This window comes from Thermomonospora echinospora (assembly GCF_900108175.1).
In the GTDB taxonomy this organism is placed as follows: domain Bacteria; phylum Actinomycetota; class Actinomycetes; order Streptosporangiales; family Streptosporangiaceae; genus Thermomonospora; species Thermomonospora echinospora.
In genome coordinates this window covers 123,567-136,999 of the sequence record NZ_FNVO01000017.1, presented here as the reverse complement: position 1 = coordinate 136,999, position 13,433 = coordinate 123,567, and the positions used below count along the sequence as shown (strand labels likewise).

The 13,433-nt window shown below is 72.6% G+C and carries 12 protein-coding genes; 8 read left to right on the top strand and 4 right to left on the bottom strand.

Features of this window, described 5'->3' with window-relative positions; genetic code table 11:
* Positions 1-136 precede the first annotated feature (136 nt).
* From C4U03_RS29720 to C4U03_RS29710, 3 genes are all read left to right on the top strand, one after another.
* Positions 137-796, top strand: coding sequence for a TetR/AcrR family transcriptional regulator (locus C4U03_RS29720; RefSeq protein ID WP_103942399.1), 660 nt, complete (start codon positions 137-139; stop codon positions 794-796).
* Positions 797-1,255: 459 nt separating this feature from the next.
* Complete coding sequence (locus C4U03_RS29715) at positions 1,256-2,581, top strand: acyl-CoA dehydrogenase family protein (RefSeq protein WP_103942464.1); 1,326 nt, start codon at positions 1,256-1,258, stop codon at positions 2,579-2,581.
* Complete coding sequence (locus C4U03_RS29710; RefSeq protein WP_103942397.1) at positions 2,578-3,636, top strand: phosphotransferase family protein; 1,059 nt, start codon at positions 2,578-2,580, stop codon at positions 3,634-3,636. The genes C4U03_RS29715 and C4U03_RS29710 overlap by 4 nt, the downstream gene beginning before the upstream one ends.
* A 101-nt stretch (positions 3,637-3,737) precedes the next feature.
* Here C4U03_RS29710 and C4U03_RS29705 read toward each other — a convergent pair whose 3' ends face one another.
* Genes C4U03_RS29705 through C4U03_RS29695 form a run of 3 tightly spaced genes read right to left on the bottom strand, consistent with a single transcriptional unit; the run spans position 3,738 to position 7,474 of the window.
* Positions 3,738-4,727, bottom strand: a complete 990-nt coding sequence (locus C4U03_RS29705; protein ID WP_103942462.1) for an aldo/keto reductase — start codon at positions 4,725-4,727, stop codon at positions 3,738-3,740.
* A gap of 35 nt (positions 4,728-4,762) precedes the next feature.
* Positions 4,763-6,163 (bottom strand): acyl-CoA reductase, encoded by a 1,401-nt coding sequence (locus C4U03_RS29700; RefSeq protein ID WP_103942394.1) that lies wholly within the window; start codon positions 6,161-6,163, stop codon positions 4,763-4,765.
* Positions 6,164-6,178: 15 nt separating this feature from the next.
* On the bottom strand, positions 6,179-7,474 hold the full coding sequence (locus C4U03_RS29695) for a hypothetical protein (RefSeq protein WP_103942392.1): 1,296 nt from the start codon (positions 7,472-7,474) through the stop codon (positions 6,179-6,181).
* A 103-nt stretch (positions 7,475-7,577) separates the two neighbouring features.
* On the opposite strand from C4U03_RS29695, the gene C4U03_RS29690 reads away from it, so the two are divergent.
* From C4U03_RS29690 to C4U03_RS29670, 5 genes are all read left to right on the top strand, one after another.
* Positions 7,578-8,249, top strand: a complete 672-nt coding sequence (locus C4U03_RS29690) for a TetR/AcrR family transcriptional regulator (protein WP_103942391.1) — start codon at positions 7,578-7,580, stop codon at positions 8,247-8,249.
* A 206-nt stretch (positions 8,250-8,455) separates the two neighbouring features.
* Positions 8,456-9,862: a class I adenylate-forming enzyme family protein gene (locus C4U03_RS29685; RefSeq protein ID WP_103942388.1), complete on the top strand. Its 1,407-nt coding sequence runs from the start codon at positions 8,456-8,458 to the stop codon at positions 9,860-9,862.
* A complete protein-coding gene (locus C4U03_RS29680; protein ID WP_103942387.1) occupies positions 9,840-10,739 on the top strand; it encodes an acyl-CoA dehydrogenase family protein in 900 nt (299 codons plus the stop codon). The genes C4U03_RS29685 and C4U03_RS29680 overlap by 23 nt, the downstream gene beginning before the upstream one ends.
* Positions 10,726-11,814 carry an acyl-CoA dehydrogenase family protein gene (locus C4U03_RS29675; RefSeq protein WP_103942385.1) on the top strand — a complete coding sequence of 363 codons (1,089 nt, stop codon included), beginning with the start codon at positions 10,726-10,728 and terminating at the stop codon, positions 11,812-11,814. Before C4U03_RS29680 ends, C4U03_RS29675 begins: the two co-directional genes overlap by 14 nt.
* 10 nt (positions 11,815-11,824) lie before the next feature.
* On the top strand, positions 11,825-12,580 hold the full coding sequence (locus tag C4U03_RS29670; protein WP_235018238.1) for an enoyl-CoA hydratase/isomerase family protein: 756 nt from the start codon (positions 11,825-11,827) through the stop codon (positions 12,578-12,580).
* A gap of 91 nt (positions 12,581-12,671) precedes the next feature.
* On the opposite strand, the gene C4U03_RS29665 is transcribed toward C4U03_RS29670, so the two are convergent.
* Positions 12,672-13,433 carry an SDR family NAD(P)-dependent oxidoreductase gene (locus C4U03_RS29665; protein ID WP_103942382.1) on the bottom strand — a complete coding sequence of 254 codons (762 nt, stop codon included), beginning with the start codon at positions 13,431-13,433 and terminating at the stop codon, positions 12,672-12,674.

Below are 13,433 nucleotides of genomic sequence, written 5' to 3'. Positions count from 1 at the left end.
CCCGGCAGCGAGCGGCGAGTGGCGGGCGGCGGGCGAGACTCGGGACGGGTTTGCTCGTGATTCCGTATCAGTCGAATGTCATTCTCGCTGACAAGTACGTTGTTCTGATCTTTCGGTAAAGCGTTAGGATGCGCGCATGTCTCCTGAGAACGGCGGTGAGCGCTCGACGCCCGCCGAGCGGGCGGTGCGCCGCCGGGTCGCCGCCCTGGAGGAGGCCGCGCAGTCCGACGTCCGTGCGCTCATGGAGGCCGGGCTGGCGCTGATGATCGCCGGTGACGGGCGGCGGGGGCCGCGGGTGGCCGACATCGTGGCCGCGGCGGGCCTGTCCAACGACTCGTTCTACCGCTACTTCGCCGGCAAGGACGCGCTGGTGGAGGCGATCGTCGACCAGGGGGCGCGCACCGTGGTCGGCTATGTCCGGCACCGGATCGCGGCCGTGCGCGACCCCGCCGAGCAGCTCCGCGTCGGCGTGGCGGCGATCATGAAGCAGGTGTCCGACGCGGACCTGGCGACCAAGACCCGCGCGGTCCTGGGCAACTCCACGCGCATGGCGCAGGGATCCCCGCACGTGTCGGTCATGCTCGTGGACGCGCTCGCCGAGCTGTTCGCCGCACCGGCCGCAGGCCTGGGGGCCGACGAGCCCGAGCAGGTCGCCAGGACCATCGCCGGCACGGTGTTCGCCGCCATGCAGTACTACCTGTTCAAGGAGCAGGTGCCGGGTGAGGACGAGCTGGAGCGTCTCACCGCGTTCCTGCTCGCCGGGGTGAGGGCCTCGGCCGGTTCCCCGCCGCGCTGACCCGCAGCCCGCGGTACACGAGGGACGCTCCGCGCTCCGTTCACTCTGGATGAGCCTCCTGCGCGGGGGAGTCTGACCGGTATCTCCGACGGTCCCGCGTTCCGTACCCGCCGAACGGGCATCCGCTCCCGGCCGCCCCCCGGACGGCCGCACCAGCTCCTCATGCCTGCCCGCCCGGCCGCCCGCCGGACTGTTGCAGAGCGTCCTTCCTAGATTCGAGAACGTCATTCTGATATCTTTCGATGAGCGTTCTCGGTGAAAGGAGAAGCCATGCGGGCGGTCCTCGGCGACGCCCGCCCCGAGCGCGCCGGCCGTGACGACACCGCCGCCGAGATGCTCCGGCGGCGGGCACGCGGCCGCACCGGCCGGAGGCGGCCTCGTCCGGGGGCCGGCGCGGACATCGCTCCCGGCCGCGCCCCGAGCCGGCTCGCGCCGCCAGCGGAAGAAAGGAACCCCTGCATGTGGGATTTCAGTACCGACCCCGAGTTCCAGGCCAGACTCGACTGGGTCGCCGGGTTCGTGCGTGAGGAGATCGAACCGCTCGACGTGCTGTTCTCCGGTACGGCCGAGCCCTACGACCGGGACGGCGAGGTCTTCCGGGAGGTCGTCCGGCCGCTCCAGGCCCAGGTCAAGGAGCAGGGGCTGTGGGCGGCGCACCTGCCGCCGCACCTGGGCGGAATGGGTATGGGCCAGGTCAGGCTGGCGTTGCTCAACGAGATCCTGGGCCGGTCCCAGTGGGCGCCGATGGTGTTCGGCACCCAGGCCCCCGACTCGGGCAACGCCGAGATCCTGGCGCACTACGGCAACGAGGAGCAGCGCCGCCGGTTCCTGGAGCCGCTGCTGGACGGCCGCATCGTGTCGACGTTCGCGATGACCGAGCCGCAGGGCGGCGCGGATCCGGGCGGCTTCACCTGCCGGGCGGTCCGCGACGGGGACGAGTGGGTGATCAACGGCGAGAAGTGGTTCGCCTCCAACTACCCGCACGCCGCCTTCGTCATCGCCATGATCATCACCGATCCCGACGTGCCGGTGCACCAGGGATCGTCGATGTTCATCATCCCCAAGGGCACCCCGGGCATGGCGCAGGTGCGCGGCACCGGCCTGGGCGAGGAGCCCATCGGTGAGGGCGCCCACGCCTACCTGCGGTTCACCGACTGCCGGGTGCCGGCCGAGAACCTGCTCGGCGAGCCGGGCACGGGTTTCGCCATCGCCCAGACCCGGCTGGGCGGCGGGCGCCTGCACCACGCGATGCGCTCGGTCGGCCAGTGCCGCCGCGCGATGGAGATGATGACCGAACGCATCGCCAGCCGCAGCACCCGGGGCGGCCCGCTGTCCAAGCAGCAGGCCGTCCGCCAGTCCCTGGCCGACACCTGGATCCAGATCGAGCAGTTCCGCCTGCAGGTCCTGCACGCCGCCTGGCAGGTCGACCGGTCCCGCGAGACCGGCGACCCGGCCCACGCCAGGCTGGCCCGCCTGCACATCTCGGCGGTCAAGGCGGCCACCCCCAAGACGCTCGTCGACGTCGTCTACCGGGCCATGCACCTGCACGGCTCCCTTGGCGTGTCCAACGAGCTGCCGCTGATCCGCATGTGGCAGAGCGGCCCGGTACTCGGTGTCGCGGACGGCCCGACCGAGGCCCACAAGGACGTCGTCGCCCGGCTGCTGCTCCAGGATGCGGTGCCCGCCGAGGACCGGCTGTTCGGCTCCGAGCACATCCCCACCCGCCAGGCGGCCGCCCGTGAGAAGTTCGCCGGGCGGCTGAAGAGGCTGGAGGAGGCCCGATGAGCGGCCGCAGGCCCGCCGAGGAGCTCGTCGACCTGGGACGCCTCAACGCCTGGCCGCAGGTCGCCGACCTGCCGGGCGAGGGCCCCTTCGAGTCGATCTCCCCGATCACCGGCGGCGCGCAGAACCTGCTGTTCTCGGTGCGCCGGGCCGACGGCACCGAACTGGTCCTGCGCCGTCCGGGCCGGCACGCCGCAGGCGACGGCGCCGCCGCTCCGTTCGCCCGCGAGAGCCGCGTCCTGACCGCGCTGGCCGGCACGTCCGTCCCGCACCCGCGGCTGTACGCGAGCTGCCTGGACGACGCGGTGATCGGCGCGCCGTTCTCCATCCTGGAGAAGATCGACGGGTTCATGCCGCGCGGGAGGCTGCCCGGCGCCTACGCCACCGACCCGCAGTGGCGCCGCCGGCTCGCGTTCGAGCTGGTCGCCGGAGCCGCCACCCTGGCAGCGGTCGACCCGGAGAAGATCGGGCTGGGCGACCTCAGCAAGACCGAGGGATGGCTGGACCGGCAGACGCCCCGCTACCTGCGGATGCTGGAGGGGTACCGCGAGGTGCCCGAGTACCGCGACAACGAGTCCCCGTCCGTCGGCCGCGTCGCCGAGTGGCTGCAGGCCAACCGGCCGGCGTCCGGACGCCTCGGCATCGTCCACGGCGACCTGCAGTTCGCCAACGTGATGTTCGCCCATGACGAGCCCCGGCTCGCCGCGATCGTGGACTGGGAGATGGCCTCCCTCGGCGACCCTCTGCTCGATCTTGCCTGGATCCTGACCGCATGGCGGGAGGAGGGGGATCCGCCCGGCAGCGCCCCGCAACTGCAGCCGTGGGAGGACATGCCCGGCCGTGCCGAGCTCGTCGCCCACTACGCCGAGCTGACCGGCCGGGACGTCTCCGACTTCCGGTGGTTCCAAGTCCTGGCGTGCTTCCGCCTGGCCGCCCTGCTGGAGGGCAGCTACGTCCGTGCCCTCAACGGGAAGATGGACCGCAGGATGGGCGAGGGCCTGCACACCTACGCGCAGTGGCTGTGGGCCAAGGCCGAGCAGGAGATCACCCGCGCCTGACCGGCACGGTCTCCGCAGGCCCCCGCCACCGGCCCGGTCGGTGGCGGGGGCTTACGGACGTCAGGCCGCGATCTCCGAGCCCGGATACCGGGACGCAGGCGTCATCGCCCCGGCGCGTACGCGGCGGCCGACAGCATCGGGAAGCGCTCGTTCAGCAGCGTGTACGGGTAGCCCAGGCCGATGCGCGTGGCGGCGTCCAGCCGTTCCGTCTGCGCGTCGTCGAGCCGGAGGCCGGCCGCGCCGAGGTTGTCGCGGATCTGCGCCTGCCTGCTGGCGCCGAGCACCGGGATGACGCCGCGCCCCAGCAGCCACGCCAGGGCGACGCTCGGGGAGGTGGTCCCGAGCTCCGCGGCGACCTTCGCGGTCTCCGCGACGGCGTTCGCCACCCGTTCGCGGGAGGGGGCCAGCGGCGTGTCCCGGGCCGGGGGTGTCTTCCCGGCCAGCAGGCCGCGCGCGAGCGGGCTCCAGGCGGTCACCGTGAGCCCGAGCGCCTGCGCCATGGGCAGGAACTCGCGTTCCACCGACCGTGAGACCAGCGAGTACTCGATCTGCAGCGCGCAGAAGGCGCTCCAGCCGCGCAGTTCGGCGATGGCCTGGGAACGGGCGACGACCCAGGCGGGGGTGTTGCTCACGCCGATGGCCAGGACCTTGCCGGAGCGTACGAGGTCATCGAGCGCGCGCAGGGTCTCCTCGCCCGGTGTGCACTGGTCCCAGGCATGCACCCACAGCAGGTCCACGTAGTCGGTGCCCAGCCGGCGCAGGCTCGTCTCGACGCTGCGGCGCAGGCTCTTGCGGTGGCCGCCGCCGGAGTTGGCGTCGCCGGCGTCGGTGGGCAGCGTGAACTTGGTGGCGAGCACGATGGAGTCGCGTTCGCCCGCGACCAGCCGCCCGACGATCGACTCGCTCTGGCCTGCGGTGTAGATGTCGGCGGTGTCGACGAAGTTCCCGCCGGCCTCGCGGTATGCGGCGTAGATCTCCCGGCAGGCGGTCTCGTCGGCGCCCCCTCCACGGCCGCCGGTGCCGAACGTCATGGTGCCGAGGCACAGCTCACTGACGCGCATGCCGGACCGTCCGAGCAGTCTTCGACGCATGCTCATCTCCTGCTCATCTCCCTCTCGTCGTGATGTCAGGCATCGTCGTCGACCACCCAGTGGACCATCCGGTGCAGCGGGTACATGGCGTCGTGCGGGACGCCGATGCTGCCCTTGAGGGCGCTGCCGAGCTTGACCACGCGCTGCACACCGGCCGTGGCGAGGCGGTCCCGAAGCTCGGCCTTGCGGTGCGCCGGGTAGACGCCCACGGTCTGCGTCGCCACTGTCGCGTGCGCGGCGGCGTCGAGCATCGCGTCGACCGGCACGACGTTGACCGTCTTGTTGGTGGGATGGAAGTCGACCGGCTCCGGCGAGCGCACCACGAGGCCGCGGCCGTCGTAGCCGCCCCAGATCCGGTAGTCCGGCTCCAGGAAGCGCATGCCCTCCACCGCCTCGCGGACGTCACCGGGAGGCTTGGGCCCGACCGCGGAGGCGAACTGGCGGTCCATGCCCAGCCGCTCGCACAGCAGCGCGCAGAACCGGTCGGCCCGCTCGATGCCGCCCTCGACGAAGATGATGCGGGGCGCCACGCAGGCGTCCTGGTTGTAGATGGTCGCGTCGGTGGCCGCCAGCTCCGCCACCTCCCGCAGGGTCTCCTCGGACGCGAAGGCCTCCCGGCCGATGACCGCCATCGAGACCTTGGGGTCAAACGAGATGAGCTGGAAGCCCGGCGCGACGTACTTGGCGGCGCTCTCGATGGCGGCGCCGCCGCCCCAGGCCACCAGCTTGTCGAAGTACTGCGAGCGGTACAGCACCCCTTCGACCTGGGCGTCCCCGCCCCGCCAGTACACCGCCGACATCGACCGCAGCACCGGGTGGTCGGGTGCGATGTCGGCCATGGTGCGCAGCACGGCGACCGTGGTGAACGGGTCGGCGGACGGCATCTTGAACACGTTGACCGCCTTGACCAGCGCCGCGTCCGCGATCGACATCATCGCCCCGCTGGGGGAGTTGCCGGCGAGCATGTGCACCAGGCGGGGCGGGAAGGCACGCACGCGGCTGACGTTGCCGTCCGGGTCGGTGTGCTCGACCCAGCCGTCGAGGACGTCGAGGCCGCCGAACGTGCGCTCCAGCCGGTACTCCAGAGCCCGCCTGGTCAGGAACTGTCCCGGCCGGTGGTAGGTGTTCTCGATGACGCGCCGCGGCAGCGGGCTGACCCGCGCCGTCATCTCCAGCGACTCCTGCAGGTAGGGGTTGCTGTCGAGCGCGAGGTGCCGTCCGGTCTCGACCAGCAGATCGATGATCTCGGAGACCGGCACGTCGAAGGCCGGCCCCGGCACGGTCCGCGGCTCGAACAGCTCGTCCAGGCGCAGCCTGGGGGTGACGAACGGGACGCCGAAGTCGCGCGAGTGGTACTCGGTGTCCTCGCCCCAGACCAGGCGTCCCCGCACGAAGTGCGGCACCCGGATCCTGGTCCCGGTGTCGGTGAGGCTCATGGGTCCGTCCTTCCCTCAGTCCTGGAGGAAGCCGCGGACATAGCCCTCCATCGTGCCCGCGCAGGTGATCTTGTCGTCGTCGGCCAGGTCGGAGTAGCGGACGATCTCGTCGAAGACCGTGGGGCCGGGCCGTCCGCAGGGGCAGGTCCCCAGCTCCACCCGGATCCTGTCGCCGGTGATCGTGCCGCCCCAGCGTCCGTCGACGGTCAGGTCGAAGAAGGCGGCCCGGCCCTCGATCTGGCCGTCCGACACGGGTGCGAGCGTCTCGCCCGCCTGGTCCAGCACGAACAGCACGAGCTGCGGCGGGACGTGGTAGCGGCCCTGGGGGCACTTGGGCATCCGGACGTTGAGCTCCTGCATGGAGTAGTAGTGCAGGAACCGGCTCGGCGTGATGTTGAACAGGCCGAAGATGCGGTCCTGGTAGTCGGGCGGCAGGGTGTCGCCCTTGAGACCGCCGCCCGTCGTCGTCGCGTTCTCGCCGGTGAAGAAGCCCTCGCTCACCCCGCGTCCCCTGACCAGCTCGCTCAGCCGGTAGAGCATCGGGAAGGTGGCGTGGAAGAAGATCCGTTCGGAGCGGTGCGCGATGACCTGGTCGGCGATGTGCTGTGCGCGCTCCTCCATCTCGGCCTGCCGCCGCGCGGCCTCGGCCTCGAACGCGGCGACCTCGTCGGGCCGCGCCGTGCCGTCCGCCATGGCCCGCCGCATGGCGTTGAGCCGGGCCATGTAGCGGTGGTACTTGTCGGGGGCGGCCTTCTCGAAGATCTCGATGCCGTCCGGCCGGCCGTAGGCGTCCTTGATCGCGTCGCGGATGAAGGTGTGCGCGGTGACACCGGTGGTCGGGCCGACGGGGACGACGTGCCAGACGGGCTCGGGGGGCAGGCCGATCTCGGTCAGGCAGTCGATGAGGTTGCGCAGGGACACGTCGCGGTCCCGCCGGGTCTTGTTCAGGAACGAGTTCTTCCCGCTGGTGCCGCTCGAACTCGACACCAGGTGCCCGGCGGCCTCCAGCCGGTCGATCCAGTCGTCGACGTCCTCGACCCCGGTCACGTCGACGCCGGTGACCCGGTGGGCCGACAGCGAGTCGAGCCAGCGGTTCAGCTGGGCCCATCGCCCCTTGGCGACGAGCGACTCCGGATAGCTCTTGTAGGTGGTGTGCGGGAAGAGCAGCGGGACCATGTCCTCGCGGGCGCGGATCGCCGTGATGCCCTCGGCGTCGGCGCGCTGGGCCAGCACGGGCACCTGCCGGCGCCGTTCCTGGAAGCGGGCGTCTATCGCCTCGATGACGGGGTGATGACCGGTGACTGCCGACATGGCGCCTCCTCAGTCTCATGTCCGGGGCAGTGAAGCTACCTGAAACTAAACCCATCAGTCTAGTTTTCGGTTCCGGGCCGCCGGGTCTGGCACACTGCTGTGCATGCCGCCCTCGGCCCATTCCCGCACGTCGCCTCCCGCGGCGGCGCGGACCCGCCGCGGCGGCCGGCCCACGCGTGAGGAGGCGGCCAGGCTCGACCGCGCGGTGCGCGACTGCGCCCTGCGGCTGTTCCTGGAGCACGGCTATGAGGGCACGTCGATGGACGCCATCGCCCGTGCCGCCGGTACGACCAAGGCCACGCTCTACAAGCGGTTCACGAGCAAGGAGGACGTCTTCAGCTCCGTGCTGGAGTGGGCCATCATGCGCTCGGACTGGCCCCGCCCCGAGCCCGAGCCGCCCGACCTCGACGACCTGGAAGGGGCGTTGACGGCCATCGCCGAGACCGCGTTGCGGCGCGCCCTGGACCCGGCGATGGTCCAGCTCGGGCGGATCGCCGTCACCCAGGCGGCGCGCTTCCCGGAGATCGCCCGCCGGACCCACGCGGCCGGCTTCTTCCCGCGCCAGCCGCTGGTGGCCGAGCTGCTCAGGCGCCACGCGACCACGGGGGCGATCGTCGCCGACGATCCGGAGATCCTCGCCGAGCACTTCCTCGGCATGGTCGCGGGCATGCCCGCCCGGCTGGCCTCGTTCGGCATCGTGCGCGACCCCGACGTCCAGGAACGGCACACGAGGGCCGCGGTGCGGCTGTTCCTGCGGAGCCTGCGGCCCGACTGACCGGCCCCGGCCCCGCATTCCCGCCCGGAGGGCGGCCGTACCCCGCGAGGACGGAGGTCTCGGCGGTCTCGGCATGGACCACCCCCTTCTGGTATGAAAGTTCTAGCAATATGAGAATATGATTCCCGCTTACGAGATGGGAGCCTCTCAATGTCGTCGCGCACCCCCGGCCGTGCCGCCGGAGCGCCCATCCGAGGGGAGGGCAGGTGAGCGAGCCGATCGCGCTCGTCTTCGAGGAACGGGAGTACAGCCCGGCGCAGCTGGAGGCGCTGGCCGACGGGCTGGCCGGCACGCTGGCGCGGCGCGGGGTGCGGGCGGGGGACCGGGTCGCGCTCATGTCCTCCAACCGGCCCGAGTTCGTGGTGGTGGTCCGGGCGATTTGGCGGCTGGGCGCGGCGGTGGTGCTGTTCAGCCCGGCGTGGAAGCGCACCGAGGCCGAGCACGCCATGGCCGTCGCCGCACCGACGCACGCCGTGGGCGACCATCCGGTGCTGGCCGAGCTGATGCCGATGCTGCATCTGGACGAGCCGATTGACCCCGGGGACGGCGGGCCGCCCCCCGCGCCCGATCCGGGAAGCGACGCCGTGCTGGTGTTCAGCTCCGGCACGACCGGGTTGCCGAAGGCGGTCCGGCACACCCACGCCTCGTTCGGCGCCGCCGTCCGGCACTGGCGGGACGCGCTGGAGCTGACCGACCGGGACCGGATCCAGATCACCACGCCGCCCTCGCACATCCTCGGCCTGCTCAACATCGTCACCGCGCTGGAGACGGGGGCGTGGTTGCGGCTGCACCGCCGCTTCGACCTGGACCGGATGCTGCACCACATCGAGGCTGACCGGATCACCGTGGAGATGGCCGTCGCGCCGATCGCGCTGGCGATGGCCGCCCACCCCACGCTGGAGTCCTACGACCTGTCGTCGCTGCGCTACATCATGTGGGGCGCGACGCCGGTGACCGCGAGCGTCGCCGAGACCGTCACCCGGCGGACCGGGGTCGGCTGGGTGCCCGCCTACGGCGCCAGCGAGTTGCCCGTCATCACCTGCAACCCGGTCAAGGGGGCGCGGCTGGACAGCGCGGGACGGGCGGTGCCCGGGGTGCGCCTGCGGGTGGTGTCGCTGGAGACCGGCCAGCCGGTCGGGCCGGGCGAGACCGGCGAGATCCAGGCCCGTGCGGAGTCGCTGATGGCCGGCTACCTGCCGGCCGAGGCGACGGCCCAGGCCCTGTGCGACGGCTGGTACCGGACCGGGGACGTCGGCCACATCGACGCCGACGGCTGGGTACGGCTCACCGACCGGTCCAAGGAAATGATCAAGGTGCGCGGGTTCCAGGTCGCCCCCGCCGAGATCGAGGCCGTCCTGCACGGCCATCCGGCGGTCGCCGACTGCGCGGTGTTCGGGGTCCCCGACCCGGCCGACGGCGAGGCGATCGTCGCGGCCGTCACCCCGCACGACACCGTCGACCCCGAGGAGCTCATCGCGCTGGTCGGCGACCGGCTGGCCTCCTACAAGCGGCCGAGCCGGGTGGTGCTCGTGCCCGAGATCCCGCGCCTGCCCTCGGGCAAGGTGCTGCGCCGAGTGCTGAAGGAGCGCCATGGACGCGCGTCTGACGACTGAACAGCGGGAGCTGCGCGCCGCCGCGGCCCGGCTGGCCGATGAGCTCGGCCCCGGATCGGTCCTCGACCTGGACGACGCCGACCGCGTCGCGCGGCTGGAGAAGGCGGTCGCCGCGACCGGCTGGCGGACCCTGCGCTCCGACGGGGCGTCCGGCGTGGAGGTCGCCCTCGTCGCCGAGGAGTTCGCGCGCGGGCTGGTCGACGTCCCGTTCGCCGGGCCCGTGCTCGCCGACGACCTGCGCCGGGACGACACCGCCGAGCCGTGGACCGTCGCGGTGGACGGCGAGGCGGCGGACGCCCGGGACGCCCGGCGGGTCCTCGTCCTCCAAGGTCGGCGGATCCTGGCCGGCCGGGCCGGCCACGCCGTCGCCGGGGTCGACCTGACCAGAAGGAACGCCGAGGTGAGCGGCCCGTTCGAGCCGGTCGGCGAGGTGTCCGCCGAGCACGCCGAACGGTGGCGGGCGCTGGCCCTGGTCGTCACCTGCGCGGACCTGCTGGGGGCCGCCCGCGGCGCGCACACCCTGGCCTGCGAGTACGCCAAGGTCCGTGAGCAGTACGGCAACCCGATCGGCTCCTACCAGGCCGTGGCGCACCTGCTCGCCGAGGGGCTGGCCCTGATCGAGGGCTCGATCAGCGTGCTGCGGCACGCGGCCTGGGCGGTCGACGAGCTGACCCCGGCCGAGGCGGTCCATGCCGCCCGCGTCGCCAAGCTGTACTGCGCCCGCGCCGCACGGACCGTCTGCGAGACATCCGTGCAGGTGCACGGCGGCATCGGCAACACCTGGGAGTGCCTGGCCCACGTCTACCTGCGCCGGGTGCTGGCATCCACCGACCTGTTCCCCGCCGGCCTGGAGGAGATCGACCTTGGACTTTCGTGACTCGCCCGAGGAGGCGGCCTTCCGGGAGCGGCTGCGGTCCTGGCTGGCCGAGCGGGCCGGGACGTTCCCGACCTCGGGGGACGACTACTGGCGCCGGCAGGGCGAATGGCACCGGGCGCTGCACGCGGCCGGGTTCTTCGGCCTGTCGTGGCCCCGCGCGTATGGCGGGCAGGAGCTGCCGCCCGTCTACGACGTGATCCTGGACGAGGAGCTGGCGCGGGCCGGCGCCCCGCCCCGGCCGAGCCTGGGCTACCTGGTGCAGGGGCTGGGCCGGCACGGCAGCGAGGAGCTGCGGCGGCGCTTCCTGCCGGGGATGATCAACGGTACCGAGCGCTGGTGCCAGGGGTTCAGCGAGCCCGGCGCCGGATCGGACCTGGCGGCCCTGACCACCACCGCCACCCGCGACGGCGACGAGTACGTCGTGCACGGACACAAGATCTGGACCAGCTACAGCGACGTCGCCGACTGGTGCCTGCTGCTGGCCCGCACCGACCCGGACGCGCCCCGGCACCAGGGCATCTCGGCGTTCGTGGTCTCGATGCACCAGCCCGGCATCGAGCAGCGACCGCTGAAGATGATCAACGGGGTGACCACCGAGTTCGGCCAGGTCCTCTTCGAGGGCGCCCGGGTGCCCGCCGACCAGATGGTGGGCGCGCCGGGCGAGGGCTGGCGGCTGGCGATGACCGTCGTCGGGCACGAGCGCGAGCCGTCCACCTTGGGCTTCTCGGCCCGGTACGGCAAGACGGTCCGCACCCTGGCGGCCCGCGTCGAGGGCGCCCCGCCGGCGGAGCTGGCCTGGGCCGCGGTGCAGACCGAGATGCTGCGGCTGCACGTGCGCCGGCGGCTGTCGGAACAGCTCGACGGGGTCTCGCACGGCCCCGAGGGCTCGCTGGACAAGCTGCTCATGACCTGGGTCGAGCAGGACGTCGGGCACGCGGCGCTGGCCATGGGCGGCACCCGCGACCCCGAACTGCTGAGCACCTACCTCTACAGCCGCGCCCAGAGCGTCATGGGCGGGACCTCGCAGATCCAGAAGAACATCATCGCCTCGCGGATCCTCGGACTGGGAGCCTGACGTGTACGACATGCCGGAGGAGATCCAGGTCCGCGCGGAGGGCCCGCTGCGGATCATCACCCTGAACCGGCCCGACGCGCTCAACGCCGTCAACCACGGCCTGCACACCGGGCTGGCGCGGCTGTGGCCGCGGCTGAGCGAGGACCGCCGGGCCCGCGCTGCGGTGCTCACCGGCAGCGGCCGGGCGTTCTCGGCGGGCGGCGACTTCGCCTACCTGGACGAGCTGCGGCAGGACCCGGAACTGCGCGCGCAGACCATCGCGCACGGCCGGGACATCGTCTTGGGCATGGCGCGCTGCCGGGTCCCGGTGGTTGCGGCCGTCAACGGTCCCGCCGTGGGGCTGGGATGCAGCCTGGTGGCGCTCAGCGACGTGGTCTATATGGCCGAGACCGCCTACCTCGCCGACCCGCACGTGCAGGTGGGCCTGGTGGCGGCCGACGGTGGCCCGCTCACCTGGCCGCTGCACACCAGCCTGCACCTGGCCAAGGAGTACGCCTTCACCGGTGCCCGCATCCCGGCCGCCCGCGCCGCCGAGATGGGGCTGGCCAACCATGTGGTCGCCGACCCGCTGGCCGAGGCCCTGGCGTGCGCCCGACAGATCGCCGAGCTGCCGCGCCAGGCGGTCGAGACCACCAAGCGGCTGCTCAACCTGCAACTGGAACGCGCCGTGCTGGCGAGCCTGGACTTCGCCACCACCGCCGAGGAGCAGTCGTTCCAAACCGAGGACTTCCGCGCGATCCTCGCCAAGCTCACCGGCGGCAAGTAGCCGGAAGGGGGCGGAGGCCGCGAAGCCTCCGCCCCCTTCCGCCCGGCGGCGCGCCGCTTCGAGGGGGACGCGCCACTTCGCCGGGGACGCGCTACTTCGGGGGGAACCGGAGCGCGCCGTCCAGGCGGATGACCTCGCCGTTCAGGTAGTCGTTCTCGCAGATGTGCTGGACGAGGGCGGCGTACTCGGGGGAGCGGCCCATGCGCCTGGGGTGCGGGACCTGGGGACCCCAGTGGGCCTCCAGCTGGTCGCCCGCCTTGCCGTAGGCCGGGGTCAGGAACGTGCCCGGGGCGATCGTGACGACGCGGATGCCGAGGGGGGACAGGTCGCGGGCGGCGACCAGGGTCATGCCCACCACCCCGCCCTTGGCGGCGGCGTAGGGGAGCTGGCCGACCTGGCCCTCGTAGGCGGCGATCGACGCGGTGTTGACGATGACGCCCCGGTCGCCGTCGGCCGGTTCCTGGCGGGCCATGGCAGCGGCGGCCAGACGCATCACGTTGAAGACGCCGGTCAGGTAGACGTCGATGGTCGTGCGGAAGCCGGCCAGGTCCAGGGGCTCGCCGTTCTTGTTGACCAGCCGCCCCCCGATGGCGGGGCCGCCGTGGGTGTCGACCGAGATCCGCAGCGGCCCGGCGGCCTCCGCCTCGGCGATCGCCGCTTGGACGTCGCCCTCGTCGGTGGCGTCGGTGCGCACGTAGCGGACGCCCAGCTCCTGCTCCAGCGCCTTGCCCTTGTCGTCGGCGAGGTCGGCGACGACCACCTTCGCCCCCGCCGCGTGCAGCCGGCGGACGGTGGCCTCGCCCAAGCCGCCCGCCCCGCCGACCACGACCGCGGAGCTCCCACTGATCTGCAT